Below are 17,044 nucleotides of genomic sequence, written 5' to 3'. Positions count from 1 at the left end.
CTACCCGGCCCTCCCGCTCGCCGCCTGCGCGGGAGCCGGGAGGGCCGGCGGAGGCGGGAGTGCTCAGTGGGCGACGGAGAGGACGCCGGTGATCACGAGGGTGACGAGGGTGGTCCAGCCGACGATCGCCGCGGCCTGCCACACGAGGATGCGGCCCACGCCGACTCCCGCGCCGGCGAGCATGGTCGCCGTGAACTGGGTCGGCAGCAGGAGGGGCCCCAGCAGGCTGACGCCCGGAACGCCGTAGCGCTCGAACGCGCGCTGGAACTTCGCGCGACGTGCCGCGCCCCGGTCGCCGTCGGCCACGGCGGTCGGCGCGGCGGCGGCGGCGGCGCCGACGTCGTCGCCGCCTCCCACAGCGCCGGCGCGGCGCGAGCGGTGGCGGGTCACGACCGCGGAGCGCGTCCGCGCGGTCAGCAGCACGAGGACGAGGACGCACACGAAGTTGCCGACGATGCCGGCGGCCGCCGCGAGCACGGGGTTGAGACCGCCGATGATGCCGATCGCGGCCGCCCCCTCTCCCTCGACGAAGGGGATCGCGCCCGCGAGGGCGACGATGAGGGGCTGGAGGAACTCGGGTACCCGGGCGACGAGGTCCTGGAAGGTGTCGATGAGGTTCATGAGGGGGCTTTCGCGAAGCGGCGTCGCCGACGTCGGATCTCGACGCGATCCCAGTCCAGCCGATGCCCGGGCACGGCGGAAGTGCCGCGGTGTCACCGATCTCCGGGCGTCCGTCACGCTCCGGCCATGACATTTGTCATGGGCCTATCGTGGGACCCATGAGCCGCCCCGACGTGCGCGCGGAGCGCCCGATGACAGCGGATCCGGCCCCGCACCGCCTCACCCGCGGCGTCACGGCGACGTGGTGGTACACCGCGACCGCCGTGGTCTTCCTCGAGCTCGTGCTCGTGCTGACGTGGGTCGCGGCGCTCGTCGAGGCGGAGAGGTCCCCCGCGACGCTCGCGGTCGTCTTCGGCGGCGGACTCGTGTGGATCGCGTCGACGGTCCCGCTGCTGCTCTTCTACCGGCACCGCGCCGTCGAGCCACTGTGGGCCCGGTGGCCGCGCCTGCTCGCTCCCCTCGTCGTGGCAGCGGCATACGGCCTCGTGGCCGGATCGGTCACGGGGGTCTGGCTCATGGGCGTCCTCCCGCTCATCCAGTCGGCGATGCTCCTCAACTGGCCCGCCGGCGTGCGGCTGCGCATGGTCGTCGTCGCCACCCTGCTGCTGGGCGCGTTCTGCTTCATCGACACCCGGTCGGCGTTCGCGGCGGCGCCCGGGGTCAACTGGTGGCTCGTCGGCTTCTTCAGCGTCTCGCTGCCGGCCATGAGCGTGGTCTCGCTGTGGTGGTGGGACGTGCTGATCCGGATCGATCGCGCCCGCGCCTCCGAGGCGCGGCTCGCCGCGACCCAGGAGCGGCTGCGGGTGGCCACGGACGTGCACGATCTGCAGGGTCACCACCTGCAGGTGATCGCCCTGCAGCTCGAGCTCGCCGAGCGCCTGATGGCGACGGATCCGAATGCCGCGCTCGAGCAGCTGCGCGCGGCCCGGGGCAGCGTGGACCAGGCGCGGCAGGGCACGCGCGACCTGGCCACGCGCTTCCGCTCCGTCCCGCTCGCGGACGAGATCGCGAACGCCGCCGACCTGCTGAGCGCCGCGGGGCTGGCGGTGACGGCCTCGGTCGGCGAGGGGGCCGCGGACGCGCCGGCCGCGGTGCTCGGGCCGATCATCCGCGAGACGACCACCAACGTGCTGCGCCACGGGGGCGGCGGGTGGGCGCGCCTCGGCCTGGACGGGTACCCGGGCGGGTGGACGTACCGCATCGCGAACGATGCGCCCGAGGCCGTGCGCGATCCCGACGGCGCGGGCCTCGCCGGCATCGTCCGCCGTGTCGACGACGCCGGCGGCACCCTCACCGTCTCGCACGAGGGCGGCGAGTTCGCCGTCGAGGTGCGGCTGCCGCCGGGCGCGGACGCCGCGCGATGATCCGGGTGCTGCTCGCCGACGACGAGGCGATGATCCGTTCCGCGCTGTCCGCGCTTCTCCGCCTCGAGCCCGATATCGACGTCGTGGCGGAATGCGCCGACGGCGAGGAGGCGATCGCGGAGGCGCTGCGGATCAAGCCGGACGTGTGTCTGCTCGACCTCGAGATGCCCGGCCTCGACGGCGTCGAGGTCGCCGCGCGCCTCACGCGCTCGATCTCCACCCGCTGCATCGTCGTGACGAGGCACGCGCGTCCGGGCGTGCTGCGTCGTGCGCTCGCGGCGGGGGTCTCCGGCTTCCTGCCGAAGTCGCGCGGCGCCGACGAGGTGGCGGGCGTCATCCGTCGCGTCGCCGGCGGCGCGCGCTACGTCGACCCCGAGGTCGCGGCGGACGCGCTCAGCGACGAGCGCCCCCCGCTGAGCGGCCGCGAGCTGGACGTGCTGCGCGCGGGTCGCCGCGGCGAGACGACGGGCCAGATCGCCCGCACCCTGTCTCTCGCGCCGGGCACCGTGCGCAACCACGTCTCGGCGATCCTCACCAAACTGCACGTCTCGACGCGACAGCAGGCCGTGCTGCTGGCCGAGGAGCGCGGCTGGATCTGACGGGCCGCAGAACGACGAAAGAAGGCCCCCTTCCGGGGGCCTTCTTCACTGTGCGCGAGGGGGGACTTGAACCCCCACGCCCTATACGGGCACTAGCACCTCAAGCTAGCGCGTCTACCTATTCCGCCACCCGCGCAGGTGGTTTCCGGTTTCGCAACCGAGGAATGACACTACCACGTCGCCGAACGTTCAACGAATCGGCGGGGCCCCCGCGCGCGTCATCCGAGACCCACCCCGAACAGCAGCCCGAGCGCGTACGTGACCGCCGCCGCGCCGTAGCCGATGGCGAGCTGCCGCAGCGCGCGACGCAGCGGCGGCGCCCCCGACAGCAGGCCCACGGCGGCACCGGTGCACAGCAGGGCGATGCCGACGAGCACCAGCGCGGTGACGACCGCCGCGACGCCCGACAGGCCGAAGATCCACGGGAGCACGGGGATGATCGCACCGGACGCGAAGAACAGGAAGCTCGACAGCGCTGCGCCCCAGTCGCTGCCCACGACCTCTCGATGGTCGACGACATCGATCGGCGACGAGTCGGCGCGGCCCTCGCCGAGGGCGCGTGCCGCCTCGACCGCGCGACGGGCACGCGCCGTCGCCTCACCCTCGGGCATGCCGCGCGTGCGGTACACGAGCGCGAGTTCATTGGCGTCGATGTCGAGATGCGGGATCGCACCGTCGGCGAAGTCGCTCGGCGCCGTCGCGGCGAGCAGCTCGCGCTGCGAGCGCACGGAGACGAACTCCCCCGCGCCCATCGACAGCGCCCCGGCGAGGAGGCCCGCAATGCCGCTGAACAGCACGAACTGCGCCGGCACCCCCGTCGCGCCGATGCCCAACACGAGCGCGAGGTTGGACACCAGCCCGTCGTTGGCCCCGAAGACGGCCGCGCGGAAGGTTCCCGACAGGCGTCGACGGCCGCGGGCGGCGAGCCCGCGGACCACCTCGTGGTGGACCTTCTCGTCGGCCGCCATCGCGGGCGTCGCGAACGGCTCGTCGTCGTACGGCGACCGCGCCTCGGCGTTCTGGGCGAGCGCCAGCACGAAGATCGATCCGAACCTCTTGGCCATGGAGCCGATCAGGACCGTCCGCGCGTCCGGGCGCGGCAGGCGCTCGGGCTCGCCTCCGAGCAGCGCGAGCCAATGCGCCTCGTGCCGCCCCTCGGCTTCGGCGAGGGCCAGCAGGATGCCGCGCTCCTCGCCCTCGCGCCGCGCCGCCAGCTCCCGATACACGCGCGCCTCGGCACGCTCGTTGACGAGGTACCGCGCCCAGCGACGTCGATCGCGGTGCGTGGGTGTCGCGGGCATGCTCACAGAGGCCTCCTGGCCGGGTCGGGACTCCCCCACGCTAGTCACCGAGCGGATGCCGCAGCCCCGCGAACCCGCGGATTGACAGCATTTCGGGGATCCGAACGGTCAACGTCCGCGGCGCTCGATCTCTCGCCGGAGTCCGCGCTCGCCGCTGCGCATGACGTGCGCGTGAGCGCGCTCGAACGCGGGCCGGAGCACCCACGCCGTGGCGTTCATCCAGCGGCGCTCGGTGACGACATCCCAGTCGAAGACGACAGCGGATGCCGCGTCCCCGTCTGCGGTGACCGTGACACGCCCGCGACCGCGCAGGTCTCCTCTGCTCGACGCCGCGATCGAACGCCCGATGTCGACCTCGTCGAGTGTCAGCCCGATCTCGAGCCGGTAGCCGAGCGGGCTGCGCACGCCGAGACGCAGCCGCTCTCCGGGTGCGAGCGTCGCGGGCGGCTCGATCAGGCGCACACCAGGCCACCACGTCGGGCCGGCGCCGGGGCGCAGCATCCGCTCGATCTCCTGCCATGCCCGTTCGGCGGGGACCGGCACGTGCCAGCGCGAGACGAACGAGTACTCGGCGGGCATGCCCGGAGTCTAGGCCGCGCCGCGGCGCGGCACGTCAGGAATGGACGCGCTTGCGGAGGACGTCGATGCGCGCCTGCAGCTGCGCCACGGTCGCATGCGACACCGCGGGACCGCCGCAGATGCGACGCAGCTCGGCGTGCACGAGGCCGTGCGGCTCGCCGGACTGCCGGGCGTACAGGCCCACGAGGCTGTTGAGGAGCTGCCGCTGCTCTTTGAGCGAGCGGTGCAGGGCCTGGGGCAGGGCGGGCTCGGAGGCGTCTCCGGTCGGGTTCTCCGATTCGCGCGCCTCGCGGACGCGACGGTGACGCCCCTGCCGGGCCTGGCGCTGCATGAGGAGCTCGTGGACGTGCTCGGGCTCGAGGAGTCCCGGGAGGCCGAGGAACTCCTCCTCCTCGGGCGTGCCGGGCACGGCGAGCTGGCCGAACTCCTTGCCGTCGAACAGCACGCGGTCGAAATGCGCGAGAGAGCCGAGCGCCTGGTACTCGAACTCCTCGGTGAGCGCGTCGGACGCCTTGTCCTCGCGCTCGGCCGCGTCCATGAGGTCTTCCTCGGCGTTCCACTCGTCGCCGTCGCCGTCGCGGTCGAGCGCGTGGTCGCGCTGACGCTCCATCTCGTTCGCCAGCGCCAGCAGCTGCGGCACGTTCGGCAGGAACACGCTCGCCGTCTCGCCGCGGCGGCGCGCTCGCACGAATCGCCCGATGGCCTGCGCGAAGAACAGCGGGGTGGACGCCGAGGTCGCGTAGACGCCGACGGCGAGGCGCGGGACGTCGACCCCTTCGGACACCATGCGGACGGCGACCATCCAGCGGCTGTCGTCCTTCGAGAACTCCTCGATGCGCGATGACGCCTCGGCCTCGTCGGAGAGCACGATCGTCACCGCCTCGCCGGTGATCTCGCGGAGGATCTCGGCGTACGCGCGGGCCGCCGTCTGATCGGTCGCGATGACGAGGCCGCCGGCGTCCGGCACCTGCTCGCGAACCTCCGTCAGCCGGCGGTCGGCAGAACGCAGCACCGCCGGGATCCACTCGCCGGCGGGGTCGAGAGCGGTGCGCCACGCCTGCGACGTGATGTCCTTCGTGTTGTCCTGGCCGAGCTGGGCCTCCATCTCGTCACCGGTCTTGGTGCGCCAGCGCATCTGCCCGGCGTAGACCATGAACATGACTGGGCGCACGACGCCGTCCTCGAGCGCGCGCCGGTACCCGTAGGCATAATCGGTGCGCGAGAGGCGGATGCCGTTCTCGTCGGGGTGGTACTCGACGAACGGGATCGGCGCGGTGTCGCTGCGGAAGGGCGTGCCCGAGAGGAGGAGCCGCCGCGTGGCGCGGCTGTAGGCCTCGCGCAGGGCGTCGCCCCAGCTGAGCGCGTCGCCGCCGTGGTGCACCTCGTCGAGGATCACGAGCGTGCGCGCGTCCATGATCAGGCGCTGATGGACGGATGCCTTCACGGCGACCTGCGCGTAGGTGACCGCCACCCCGTGATAGTGCCGGGCCGGCGCGACATGCCGATTGCTGAAGGCCGGGTCGAGCCGGATCGACACCCGCGCCGCCGCGTCGGCCCACTGCGTCTTCAGATGCTCGGTGGGGGCGACGACGACGATGCGGTCGATGATCCGCCGGCGCAGGAGCTCGCTCGCGAGGCGCAGCGCGAAGGTCGTCTTTCCGGCGCCCGGCGTCGCCGCAGCGAGGAAGTCGCGCGGGCCGCCGCCCGGGCCGTCGGGGCCGTCGAGCTCGAAGTACAGGTCGAGCGCCTCGGCCTGCCAGGCGCGCAGTCGCTGGGCGGTGCCCCACGGAGCGCGCTGGGGGTACGTGGGTGAGAGGTGCTCGGCGGCGAAGCTTCCGAAATGCGCCTCGTCGCGAGGTGCCTCGAGGACCGCTTCGTCGTCCATCACACCTCCCCGACCCGCCGCGAACAACGAGTCACCACCCTAAACGAGCCGCGCGACATCGCCGCGACGCAGCACCCCCGGTCGCGGCATCCGACGCCGTCCGATGCCCGCGATAGCCTGTCTTCGGCCACGAACCGAGGAAACATGACACCCAGCGACGACAACCGCAGTCCGTACGTCCCGAACCCGCAGCCGCACCCGTGGCGGCGCTACGTGGCGATCGGCGACTCGTTCACCGAGGGGGTCGGCGACCCCGAGCCGTCGGCCCCGAACGGGTACCGGGGCTGGGCCGACCGCGTCGCCGAGGTGCTGTCGCAGCAGGTCGACGACTTCGCGTACGCGAATCTCGCGATCCGCGGGCGCCTCATCGGCCAGATCGTCGACGACCAGGTCGAGCCCGCCATCGCGCTCAAGCCCGATCTCGTGACCTTCTCCGCCGGCGGGAACGACGTCATCCGTCCCGGCTCCGACCCCGACGCGGTCGCCGAGCGGTTCGAAGACGCGGTGGTGCGGCTCGGCAGCGGCGGCGCCACCGTCGTGGTGTTCACGGGCATCGACACGAACTTCACGCCGGTGTTCCGCGGGATCCGGGGCAAGGTCGCGATCTACAACGAGAACATCCGGGCGATCGCCGACAAGTACGACTGCATCGTCGCCGACCAGTGGGCGCTCAAAGAGGTGCAGGACATGCGCTTCTTCGACGACGACCGCCTCCACTACAACCGGCTCGGCCACCACGAGGTCGCCCGAATGGTGCTGCGCGCCCTCAACGTGCCCAACGACCTGCAGCCGATGCAGCCGGACCCGTTCCCCACGCGCACGTGGCGCGAGGCGCGCGCCGTCGACCTGGTATGGGCGCGCGAGTTCCTCGTGCCCTGGGTGCTGCGGCGCCTGCGCCACCAGTCCTCGGGCGACAACGTCACCGCGAAGCGGCCGGACGTGCTGCCGATCACGACCCTGGCGCCGGGGCACGACCCGGCCGGCCGTCCCGGCGATCCCGCCTGACCGGAGGCGTCAGCGCGAGCGCAGCTCCCACAGCGCGACGGCGCTGGCGGCGGCGACGTTGAGCGAATCCACGCCGCCTGCCATCGGGATGATCACAGCCGTGTCCGCGGCGGCGAGGGCCGCCCTGCTGAGCCCGTCGCCCTCCGCGCCGAGCATCAGCGCGACCGGTCCGGGAACCTGCTCGCGGAAGACGTCGAGGGCCACCGCGTCGTCGGCGAGAGCGAGGGCCGCCAGGTGGAAGCCGGCATCGTGCAGCATCCCCCGCGCGATCGGCCATTCGGGCAGCCGGGTCCACGGCACCTGGAAGACCGTGCCCATGCTCACGCGTACGCTGCGCCGGTAGAGCGGATCCGCGCACCGTGCGCTGACGAGGACCGCCTCGGCGCCGAGCCCCGCCGCGGCGCGGAAGATCGCCCCGACGTTGGTGTGGTCGACGATGTCCTCGAGGACGACGACCAGGCGGGCGCCCTCGATGACCTCGGCGACGGGCGGGAGCGCCGGCCGGTGCATCGCCGCGAGGGCCCCGCGATGTACCGCGTAGCCCGTCAGCCGCTCCGCGACCTCGGCGTCGGCGACGTACACCGGCACCACCGGGTGCGCGGCGAGCATGCGCTCCGCCTCGTCGAGCCACTTCTCCTGCACGAGCACCGACCGCGGTACGTGACCCGCCGCGATCGCCCGGCCGATCACCTTCGACGACTCGGCGATGTACAGCCCTCCCGCGGGTTCGAGCACGCGGCGCAGCGCCACATCGGTCAGGTCGCGGTAGTCCGTCAGCCGCTCGTCGTCCGCCGACGTGATCCGCTCGATCCGCACGGCTCCACTCTCGCACGGCGCGTAACATCCCGGTAAACCGCGGCCCTTACACTCTGACCGGAGGGGGTGATCTGTGACCACCGTGACCGAGCCCGACGCCGTCACCGCCGAGGCCGTCGCCCGCGCCGTGACTGCACTGGCCGGACGCCGCATCGCGGTGCTCACCGGCGCCGGAGTGTCGACGGACTCGGGCATCCCCGACTACCGCGGCAAGGGCGCACCGGTGCGCACGCCGATGACGGTCGATCAGTTCCTCTCGAGCGACGTCGCGCGCCGCCGGTACTGGGTCGGAAGCCACCTCGGATGGCGTGCCTTCGCCGCCGCCGAGCCGAACGCCGGGCACCGGGCGCTGGCGGATCTCGAGCACAGCGGCGTCGCGACCGGCGTCATCACGCAGAACGTCGACGGCCTCCACGTGCGCGCGGGCAGCAAGCGGGTGGTCGAGCTTCATGGCACGATGCGCCGGGTCTTCTGCACCCACTGCGGCCAGGTCTTCGATCGCCGCGATCTCGCGCTGCGCGTCGAGGCCGAAAACCCGTGGATCACCGTGCCCGAGAACGTCCCGCTCGGGCCGGACGGCGACGTGCTGCCCGAGAGCTCGGACGGGTTCGTGATCCCCGAGTGCACCGTGTGCGGCGGGATGCTGAAGCCCGACGTCGTGTTCTTCGGCGAGTTCATCCCCGCCGAGAAGTTCCGCGAGGCAGAGCAGCTCGTGCATGCGAGCGAGGGCCTGGTCATCGCCGGATCGTCGCTCGTGGTCAACTCCGGCATCCGTCTCCTCGAGCGCGCGCGCCGGCGCCGGCTGCCGGTGGTCATCGTGAACCGCGGCGAGACGCGCGCGGACGCGCGCGCCACCGTGAAGATCGACGCGGGCACGAGCGAGGTGCTCCGTGCCCTCGCCGACGCCCTGCCCACAGCGGGCTGACAGTAGGCGGCCCCTAGGCTCGAGGGGTGACCGTCCTCACCCTCATCCGCCACGGCGAGACCGATTGGAACCTCGCGCGCCGCATCCAGGGTGCGACCGACATCCCCCTGAACGAGACGGGCCGCAGGCAGGCGCGTGCCGCGGGGATCGCGCTGCGCGAGGCACGGGATGCCGGCACCCCCGTGACCGTCGTCGCGAGCGACCTCTCGCGCGCCCGTGAGACCGCCGAGATCATCGCCGACGAGCTCGGCGTCGCGGCACCCCGCCTCTATCCCGGGCTTCGCGAGCGGTCCTACGGCGAGGCGGAGGGGATCGACTCGGCGGAGTTCCTGAGCCGCTGGGGCGACTGGCATACGGCGGAGGTGCCCGGCGCCGAACCGTGGCCCGCACTGCGGGCGCGCGGGCTGAGCGCCCTGGCTGAAGTGGTGCGCGACCACCGCAAAATCACCGCTCCGGCCGACGCATCGCTCATCGTCGTCACCCACGGCGCTCTCATCCGGGAGATCCTGCGCCATGCGACGGGTGGCGTCCTGCCTCCGGCGGGCGAGCGGCTCGCCAACGGCTCCGCCCACGAACTGCTCTACGAACGCGATCACGTGCGTCTTCTGTCCTATGCGGGGGCTGTGGCCTAGGCTCAGCGCCATGCCGAACCCCGCGACCGTCGACGAGTACATCGCGGGTTTCCCGCCGGAGGTCGCGGAGCGGCTGCGCCGCATCCGCGCGATCATCGTCGAGGCGGTCACCGCCGAGTCGGGCTCGCAGCCCGAGGAGAAGATCCGCTATGGCATCGCCGCCGTCATGCTCGGCGGTCGCTACGCCCTGCACTTCGCCGGCTGGAAGAAGCACATCGGACTGTACCCCGTGCCGTCGCTGCCCGAACCGCTTGAGGCGGAGATCGCACCGTACCGCGTCGAGAAGGACTCGGTCGTCTTCCCGCACGCGCAGGAGGTGCCGTACGAGCTCATCGGCCGCGTGGCGCGCGAGATCGCCTCTCAGCGCGTCGCGGCGAACGACTGACCGACACGCGCGAGAGCCCGCTCGGTCACCGCTCGGCCCGGCGCAGCACCGCCCGCGCGTGGCGGAGCACGGGCTCGTCCACCATGCGCCCGTCGTAGGCGAACACGCCCCGCTCCCCTTCGGCCGCGGCGAGCACGGCCTTCGCCCAGGCGACCGTGCGCTCGTCCGGCCGGTACGCGTCGCGGATGATCGCGACCTGGCTCGGGTGGATGCACGCGGTCGCAGTGAAGCCGGATGCCGCGGCATCCGCCGCCTCGATGGCCAGGCGCTTGGTGTCGTCGATGTCGAGGTGCACGGCGTCGATCGCCGCCTTGCCGCGTGCGCCGGCCGCCAGCAGCACACGGGCGCGGGCGTACCGGGCGATGTCGCGGTAGCGGCCGTTCGGCTTGCGGCTCGAGGTCCCTCCGATGCTCGCGACCAGGTCTTCCGCGCCCCACATGAGGGCGCTGACGTTCGGAAGCGCAGCGATCTTGTCGGCCTGGGCGACGCCCTTCGCGGTCTCGCACAGCGCCACGACCTCGAAGCGCTGGTCGAGCTTCGCGAGCCGCTTGGGCGACTCGGCCTTGGCGACCATGATGCGCCGGTAGTCGGTCTGCGACAGCGTCGCGAGGTCGGAGACGAAGTCGTCCGTTTCCGGCGGGTTGACGCGGACGATGACCCGATCGGGGTCGAGCTCCGATTCGATGAGGGCACCGCGGGCCGCGGCCTTGGCGGGAGCCGCGACCGCGTCCTCGAGGTCGAGGATCACCGCATCGGAGCGCTCGAGCGCCTTGGCATAGCGCTCCGGACGGTCGGCCGGGCAGAACAGGAGCGCGGGGCCGAGGGCGAAGCGGGCGGTGGTCATGATCCTCCTCGGGCGGCGGATGCGGCATCCGGCCCCTCTGTCGGCGCCAGCCACATCAGCGCGACCCTCGTCGCCGTCGCGACCACGTCGCCGTGCTGATTGCGGCCGGTGTGCCGCATCGTCACGATGCCCTGACCCGGACGGGACGAGGACGGGCGCTTCTCGACGATCTCGGTGTCGGTGTACAGCGTGTCGCCGTGGAACACCGGGGCCGGGAAGGCGATGTCGCTCAGGCCGAGCTGGGCCACCAGCGTGCCCTGGGTGATCTGCGTCACGGACGCGCCCACCATGGTCGCCAGCGTCCACATCGAGTTCATGAGCCGCTGCCCGAACGGCTGCGTCTCGGAGAACGCCGCGTCGAGGTGCAGCGCCTGCGTGTTCATCGTGAGCGAGGAGAACAGCACGTTGTCGGCCTCGGTGGCAGTGCGCCCCGGACGATGGACATAGCGGGCGCCGACTTCGAGCTCGTCATAGTAGAGCCCGCGCTGCACGATCTCGCGTGCCTGCCCGCCACCGTCCACGTCTGTCACGCTACCCCGAGCGCCCGCGCGATGACGAGCAGCTGCACCTCGTTCGTGCCCTCCCCGATCTCGAGGATCTTGGAGTCGCGGTAGTGGCGCGCCACCGGGTACTCGTTCATGAACCCGTTGCCCCCGAACACCTGCGTGGCGTCGCGGGCGTTGTCCATCGCGGCGTCGCTCGCCGTGAGCTTCGCGATGGCGGCCTCGGTCTTGAACGGCTTGCCGGCGTCGCGCAGCCGCGCCGCATGGTGCCACGCGAGACGCGCGTTGTGCACGCGCAGCTGCATGCGGGCGAGGAGGAACTGGATGCCCTGGCGCGTCGAGAGCGCATCGCCGAACACGGTGCGCTTCTTCGCGTAGTCGACCGCCGCCTCGAGGCATCCCTCGGCCGCTCCGGTCGAGAGCGCCGCGATCGCGATGCGCCCCTCGTCGAGGATGTGCAGGAAGTTCGCGAAGCCGCGCCCTCGCTCGCCGAGCAGGTTGCCCGCGGGCACGCGGACGTCCTGGAAGGTGAGGGGATGCGTGTCCGACGCGTGCCAGCCGACCTTGTCGTAGCCGGGCTCGACCGTGAACCCGGGGGTGCCCGACGGCACGACGATCGTCGAGATCTCCTTGCGGCCGTCCTGCTCGCCGGTGACCGCCGTGACCGTCACGAAGCGCGTGATGTCGGTGCCGGAGTTGGTGATGAACTGCTTCGAGCCGTTGATGACCCACTCGTCGCCGTCGAGGCGTGCCGTGGTGCGCGTGGCCCCCGCGTCGGAGCCGGCTTCGGGCTCGGTCAGGCCGAAGCCCGCGAGCGCCTTCCCGGCGAGCAGGTCGGGCAGCAGGTCCTGCTTCTGCTCCTCGGTGCCGAAGCGGAACACGGGCATCGCACCCAGGCTGACACCGGCCTCCAGGGTGATCGCGATGGACTGGTCGACGCGGCCGAGTGCCTCGATCGCGAGGCACAGCGCGAAGTAGTCGCCGCCCTGGCCGCCGTACTCCTCGGGGAACGGCAGGCCGAACAGGCCCAGCTCGCCCATCTGGGCGACGACGTCCATCGGCAGCGTCTTGGTGCGGTCGGCCTCGTACGCCTGCGGCGCGACGACCTCGTCGGCGAACTCGCGCACGAGACGTGCGAGCTCGCGCTCCTCGTCGGAAAGGTGGAAGTGGTCCATGGGGACTCCTCGGGGTTCAGGAGGGGGTGTCGGACGCCTCGTGGGCGGGTCCGTCGGTCAGGGTGACGTGGGCGAGGACCTGGTCGCGGCGGACCTGGTCTCCGGTGGCGACGTCGAGGCGCACGACGCCGGCGTGAGGCGCGACGACGGGGTGCTCCATCTTCATGGCCTCGATCGTGACGATGCGGTCGCCCTCGGCGACGGCGGCGCCGTTCTCGACGTGCAGCGCGACCACGGCACCCGGCATGGGGGCGCGGAGTTCGGGATCGGATGCCGCAGCCCCGCGCTCGCGGGCCGCGAGACGCTGCTCCATCGCCTGCCGCCGGGTCAGGGGGCGCAGGCGGTGGGTCGCGCCGTCGGCGTGCACCCACAGCCAGCCGTCCGCGTCGGCCGCGCCGGGGGTCGTGGCATCCGTCGCCCCCAGTTCGTCTCCGTCGAACCGACGGGAAACGTCGGCCGCTGCTCGGTTTGACGGGGATGAGACGATCTCGCCCTCCGGCGTGAGGAAGGAGATGAGCGGATGCTGCGCCTCGCTGCCCGCTCGCCACCCCGAGCCGCGCGACCACAGCGCGGATGCGTGCCGACCCGAACCGGGGTGTTCATCTCCGTCGAACGCACGGCCCGCGGCCGCGTCCCGTCGGTTCGACGGAGATGAAGCGAGGGTGGCGGCTGCGGCCAGCGCCGCCGCGCTCGGGTGCGGCGCGGTGTAGGCCGGCATCCGGTCGATGAGGCCGGTGTCCATGGCGCCGGACTGCACGCCCTCGTCGGCGAGCAGGGCCCGGAGGAAGCCGATGTTCGTGTCGAGTCCGAGGAGGATCGTCTCGGCGAGGGCCGCGTCGAGTCGCTCGAGCGCCTCGGCGCGGTCTGCGCCGTGCGCGATGACCTTGGCGATCATCGGGTCGTAGTCGGCGGTCACGACGCTGCCGGTCTCGACCGCGGCATCCGTCCTCGTTCCCTCGGCGGGGCGCCATGCGAGGACCTCGCCGGTCGCCGGGAGGAAGCCGCGCTCGGGGCTCTCCGCGTACACGCGGGCCTCGATCGCGTGGCCTTCGAGGCGGATGGCGTCCTGGGTCACCGCGAGCGGCTGCCCCGCGGCGGCGAGCAGCTGCTGCTCGACGAGGTCGACGCCGGTGACCAGCTCGGTGACCGGGTGCTCGACCTGCAGGCGGGTGTTCATCTCGATGAAGAAGAACTCGTCGGGCCGGTCGCCCGCGACGAGGAACTCGACCGTGCCCGCGCCGACGTAGTCCACGCTCGCAGCGGCCGCGCAGGCCGCGGCGCCCAGGCGCGCGCGGGTGGCGTCGTCGACCACGGGCGACGGCGCCTCTTCGATGACCTTCTGATGCCGGCGCTGCAGCGTGCACTCGCGCTCGCCGAGGTGGATGACCCCGCCGTGGGCGTCGGCCAGCACCTGGACCTCGATGTGCCGAGGACGCTCGATCAGCCGCTCCAGCAGCAGCGTGTCGTCGCCGAAGGCGGCGGCCGCCACGCGACGGGCCGTCGTCAGCGCGTCCGGCAGCTCGGCGGCGGAGCGCACGACCTGCATGCCCTTGCCCCCTCCGCCCGCGGAGGGCTTGACCAGCAGCGGGAAGCCGGTCTCCTCCGCGGCCGCCGCGATCGCGGCAACCGTCATGCCCGCCGCGCTGAAGCCGGGCACCGTCGGCACGCCGTGCCCGATCACGTGCTCCTTCGCCCGGATCTTGTCTCCCATGACCTCGAGCGCCCGCTCGCCCGGACCGATGAAGACGATCCCGGCGTCGATGCACGCGCGCGCGAACTCGACGTTCTCGGAGAGGAATCCGTAGCCGGGGTGCACGGCCTCGGCGCCCGTCTCGCGCGCCGCGGCGATCACCGCGGCGATGTCGAGATACGAGGCGGATGCCGCGGCCGGCCCGATGCGCACGGCGATGTCCGCCTCGCGCACGTGCGGCGCGTCGGCGTCGGCGTCGCTGTAGACGGCCACCGAGCGGATGCCGAGCCGGCGCAGAGTGCGGATCACGCGGCGCGCGATCTCGCCGCGGTTGGCGACGAGAACGGTGGAGAAGAGGGCGGTGTGGGTCACGGGATCACATCCGGAAGACGCCGAAGCGCGGTTCGGGCAGCGGGGTGCGCGAGACGACGTCGAGCGCGAGGCCGAGGAGGTCGCGGGTGTCCATCGGGTCGACGACGCCGTCGTCCCACAGGCGTGCCGTGGCGTAGTACGGACTCCCCTGCTCCTCGTACTGCGCGCGGATGGGAGCCTCGAACTCGGCCTGCTCCTCGGCCGACCACTCTTCGCCGCGCGCCTCGAGCTGGTCGCGCTTGACGGTGGAGAGGACGGATGCCGCCTGCGGACCGCCCATCACCGAGATGCGGCTCGCGGGCCAGGTCCACAGGAAGCGGGGCGAGTAGGCGCGGCCGCACATCGAGTAGTTGCCGGCGCCGAATGAGCCGCCGATCACGACGGTCAGCTTCGGCACGCGCGTCGTGGCGACGGCCGTCACCATCTTGGCGCCATCCTTGGCGATGCCCCCGGCCTCGGCGTCGCGGCCGACCATGAAGCCGGAGATGTTCTGCAGGAAGAGCAGCGGCGTGCCGCGCTGGTCGCACAGCTCGATGAAGTGGGCGCCCTTCTGGGCGGACTCGCTGAACAGGACGCCGTTGTTCGCGACGATGCCCACCGGGTGGCCGTGGATGCGAGCGAAGCCCGTGACGAGGGTGTCGCCGTACTCGCGCTTGAACTCGTGGAAATCGCTGCCGTCGACGAGTCGCGCGATGACCTCGCGCACGTCGTACGGCTGGTTCACGTCCACCGGGACGACGCCGTACAGGTCGGACGGGTCGACTGCCGGCGCGCGCACCGGAGACACGTCCCACGCGGGCTCCGCGGGGAGGGGGAGCGTCGCGACGATGTCGCGCACGATCTCGAGGGCGTGCTCGTCGTCTTCGGCGAGGTGGTCCACGACGCCCGAGCGCTTGGCGTGCAGCTCTCCCCCGCCGAGCTCCTCCGCCGTGACGACTTCGCCGATCGCCGCCTTCACGAGCGGCGGGCCGCCGAGGAAGATCGTCCCCTGGTTGCGCACGATGACGGTCTCGTCGCTCATCGCCGGAACGTACGCCCCGCCGGCCGTGCAGGATCCCAGCACGGCGGCGATCTGCGGGATGCCGGCGGCCGAGAGCCGCGCCTGATTGTAGAAGATGCGGCCGAAGTGGTCGCGGTCGGGGAAGACCTCGTCCTGCTTGGGCAGGAACGCGCCGCCCGAATCGACGAGGTACACGCAGGGAAGGCGGTTCTCGAACGCGATCTCCTGGGCGCGGAGGTGCTTCTTGACGGTCATCGGATAATAGGTGCCGCCCTTGACGGTGGCGTCGTTGCACACGACCATCACGTGCCGCCCGTGCACGAGGCCGATGCCGGCGATGACGCCCGCGGCGGGCGCGTCCCCGCCGTAGAGACCCTCCGCGGCGAGCGGGGCGACCTCGACGAAGGGGCTCCCCTCGTCGAGCAGGCGGGCCACACGGTCGCGCGGGAGCAGCTTGCCGCGCGCCACATGGCGGGTGCGGGATGCCTCGGGACCGCCGAGCGCCGCGGCGGCCAGCCGCTCGCGCAGGTCGGCGGCGAGAGCGGCCTGAGCCTCCTGGGTTCGGGCGAACGCCTCGTCGGGAACGGCCGCCGTCGTCAGCGCAGTCATGTCATCTCCGTCGACGTCACGATCGGGTCACGTTCATTGAGCGGACGCGACCGTATTGGTTAGTGTTCACTAACTGGAGTCCAGGTTAGCGAGGATTAACTGAGATGACAAGCGGAGTCACCGAACGCGACCGCGCCAAGGCCGATCGTCAGGCCGCGATCCTGCACGAGGCCGCCAGGCTGTTCGCCGAGCGCGGCTTCAGCGGGGTGAGCCTGGAGGATCTGGGCGGCGCCGTCGGCGTCAGCGGGCCCGCGCTCTACCGTCACTTCGCCAACAAGCAGGCGCTCCTGGGCGCCATCCTCATCGGCGTCAGCGAGCGTCTGCTCGCCGGCGGCCGGCGTGTCACCGCCTACGGAGGCACCCCCCTCGCCCAACTCGAGGCCATCATCGCCTTTCACGTCGACTTCGCGCTGAGCGATGCCGACGTCATCCGCGTGCAGGACAGGGATCTGGCGAGTCTGTCCGACGAGGACCGGCACACCGTGCGCCGTCTGCAGCGCGAGTACGTCGAAGTGTGGATCGAGATCCTGTCGGCGCTCCACCCCGGCCGGTCCGACGCCGAACTCCGCGTACGCGCGCACGCGTGCTTCGGCCTCATCAACTCGACGCCGCACAGCGTGCGGGCGCTGCGCTCGCACCCGTCCGACGGCGCCGTGCGGGGCATCCTCGAGTCGATGGCCCTCGCGGCGCTCACCGACTGAACGCCGCGCCGGAGTGCACACCGGCCGAGCGTGACGAG

Annotated in this window: 17 protein-coding genes and 1 tRNA gene; 7 read left to right on the top strand and 11 right to left on the bottom strand. The window is 72.3% G+C overall.

The window, feature by feature from the left end; all coding sequences use genetic code 11:
- Positions 1-63 precede the first annotated feature (63 nt).
- Positions 64-621 carry a small multidrug efflux protein gene (locus tag OB08_RS02245; RefSeq protein ID WP_461471661.1) on the bottom strand — a complete coding sequence of 186 codons (558 nt, stop codon included), beginning with the start codon at positions 619-621 and terminating at the stop codon, positions 64-66.
- Between the two features lie 158 nt (positions 622-779).
- Here OB08_RS02245 and OB08_RS02240 point away from each other — a divergent pair, with 158 nt between their 5' ends.
- Positions 780-1,985 carry a sensor histidine kinase gene (locus OB08_RS02240; protein ID WP_461471659.1) on the top strand — a complete coding sequence of 402 codons (1,206 nt, stop codon included), beginning with the start codon at positions 780-782 and terminating at the stop codon, positions 1,983-1,985.
- Positions 1,982-2,584, top strand: a complete 603-nt coding sequence (locus OB08_RS02235; protein ID WP_461471657.1) for a response regulator — start codon at positions 1,982-1,984, stop codon at positions 2,582-2,584. The genes OB08_RS02240 and OB08_RS02235 overlap by 4 nt, the downstream gene beginning before the upstream one ends.
- A gap of 51 nt (positions 2,585-2,635) precedes the next feature.
- On the opposite strand, the gene OB08_RS02230 is transcribed toward OB08_RS02235, so the two are convergent.
- From OB08_RS02230 to OB08_RS02215, 4 genes are all read right to left on the bottom strand, one after another.
- A tRNA-Leu gene (locus OB08_RS02230) sits at positions 2,636-2,720 on the bottom strand.
- A gap of 82 nt (positions 2,721-2,802) precedes the next feature.
- Positions 2,803-3,885, bottom strand: a complete 1,083-nt coding sequence (locus OB08_RS02225; protein WP_461471764.1) for a VIT1/CCC1 transporter family protein — start codon at positions 3,883-3,885, stop codon at positions 2,803-2,805.
- Positions 3,886-3,993: 108 nt separating this feature from the next.
- Entirely contained in the window at positions 3,994-4,464 is a 471-nt protein-coding gene (locus OB08_RS02220; RefSeq protein WP_461471655.1) for an SRPBCC family protein, read from the bottom strand.
- A 34-nt stretch (positions 4,465-4,498) separates the two neighbouring features.
- Entirely contained in the window at positions 4,499-6,349 is a 1,851-nt protein-coding gene (locus tag OB08_RS02215; protein ID WP_461471653.1) for a DEAD/DEAH box helicase, read from the bottom strand.
- 144 nt (positions 6,350-6,493) lie between these two features.
- On the opposite strand from OB08_RS02215, the gene OB08_RS02210 reads away from it, so the two are divergent.
- On the top strand, positions 6,494-7,354 hold the full coding sequence (locus OB08_RS02210) for an SGNH/GDSL hydrolase family protein (RefSeq protein ID WP_461471651.1): 861 nt from the start codon (positions 6,494-6,496) through the stop codon (positions 7,352-7,354).
- Between the two features lie 9 nt (positions 7,355-7,363).
- Here the strand turns inward: OB08_RS02210 and OB08_RS02205 are convergent, their stop codons facing one another.
- Positions 7,364-8,170 carry a TrmH family RNA methyltransferase gene (locus OB08_RS02205; protein WP_461471649.1) on the bottom strand — a complete coding sequence of 269 codons (807 nt, stop codon included), beginning with the start codon at positions 8,168-8,170 and terminating at the stop codon, positions 7,364-7,366.
- A gap of 82 nt (positions 8,171-8,252) precedes the next feature.
- Here OB08_RS02205 and OB08_RS02200 point away from each other — a divergent pair, with 82 nt between their 5' ends.
- Genes OB08_RS02200 through OB08_RS02190 form a run of 3 tightly spaced genes read left to right on the top strand, consistent with a single transcriptional unit; the run spans position 8,253 to position 10,112 of the window.
- Positions 8,253-9,095, top strand: a complete 843-nt coding sequence (locus OB08_RS02200) for a Sir2 family NAD-dependent protein deacetylase (RefSeq protein ID WP_461471762.1) — start codon at positions 8,253-8,255, stop codon at positions 9,093-9,095.
- Positions 9,096-9,121: 26 nt separating this feature from the next.
- Positions 9,122-9,727 (top strand): histidine phosphatase family protein, encoded by a 606-nt coding sequence (locus OB08_RS02195; RefSeq protein WP_461471647.1) that lies wholly within the window; start codon positions 9,122-9,124, stop codon positions 9,725-9,727.
- Between the two features lie 10 nt (positions 9,728-9,737).
- Positions 9,738-10,112 (top strand): iron chaperone, encoded by a 375-nt coding sequence (locus OB08_RS02190; RefSeq protein WP_461471645.1) that lies wholly within the window; start codon positions 9,738-9,740, stop codon positions 10,110-10,112.
- A gap of 25 nt (positions 10,113-10,137) precedes the next feature.
- On the opposite strand, the gene OB08_RS02185 is transcribed toward OB08_RS02190, so the two are convergent.
- From OB08_RS02185 to OB08_RS02165, 5 genes are read right to left on the bottom strand one after another with little or no spacing between them, the layout of a single operon-like run.
- Positions 10,138-10,956, bottom strand: a complete 819-nt coding sequence (locus OB08_RS02185; RefSeq protein ID WP_461471643.1) for an HpcH/HpaI aldolase/citrate lyase family protein — start codon at positions 10,954-10,956, stop codon at positions 10,138-10,140.
- Positions 10,953-11,486, bottom strand: coding sequence for a MaoC family dehydratase (locus OB08_RS02180; RefSeq protein WP_461471641.1), 534 nt, complete (start codon positions 11,484-11,486; stop codon positions 10,953-10,955). Before OB08_RS02180 ends, OB08_RS02185 begins: the two co-directional genes overlap by 4 nt.
- A complete protein-coding gene (locus OB08_RS02175) occupies positions 11,483-12,634 on the bottom strand; it encodes an acyl-CoA dehydrogenase family protein (RefSeq protein ID WP_461471639.1) in 1,152 nt (383 codons plus the stop codon). Before OB08_RS02175 ends, OB08_RS02180 begins: the two co-directional genes overlap by 4 nt.
- Before the next feature lie 16 nt (positions 12,635-12,650).
- The gene (locus tag OB08_RS02170) at positions 12,651-14,696 is read right to left on the bottom strand and encodes an acetyl/propionyl/methylcrotonyl-CoA carboxylase subunit alpha (protein WP_461471637.1); all 2,046 of its coding nucleotides are present in this window, start codon (positions 14,694-14,696) and stop codon (positions 12,651-12,653) included.
- 4 nt (positions 14,697-14,700) lie between these two features.
- Positions 14,701-16,305 carry a carboxyl transferase domain-containing protein gene (locus OB08_RS02165; RefSeq protein ID WP_461471635.1) on the bottom strand — a complete coding sequence of 535 codons (1,605 nt, stop codon included), beginning with the start codon at positions 16,303-16,305 and terminating at the stop codon, positions 14,701-14,703.
- Between the two features lie 104 nt (positions 16,306-16,409).
- Between OB08_RS02165 and OB08_RS02160 the strand changes: the two genes are divergently transcribed.
- On the top strand, positions 16,410-17,006 hold the full coding sequence (locus OB08_RS02160) for an SACE_7040 family transcriptional regulator (protein ID WP_461471633.1): 597 nt from the start codon (positions 16,410-16,412) through the stop codon (positions 17,004-17,006).
- The last annotated feature ends 38 nt before the right edge of the window (positions 17,007-17,044 follow it).

This window comes from Microbacterium sp. HJ5 (assembly GCF_054824025.1).
Note: the sequence above shows the minus strand (reverse complement) of the source record. Positions and strands in the feature narration are given on the sequence as shown.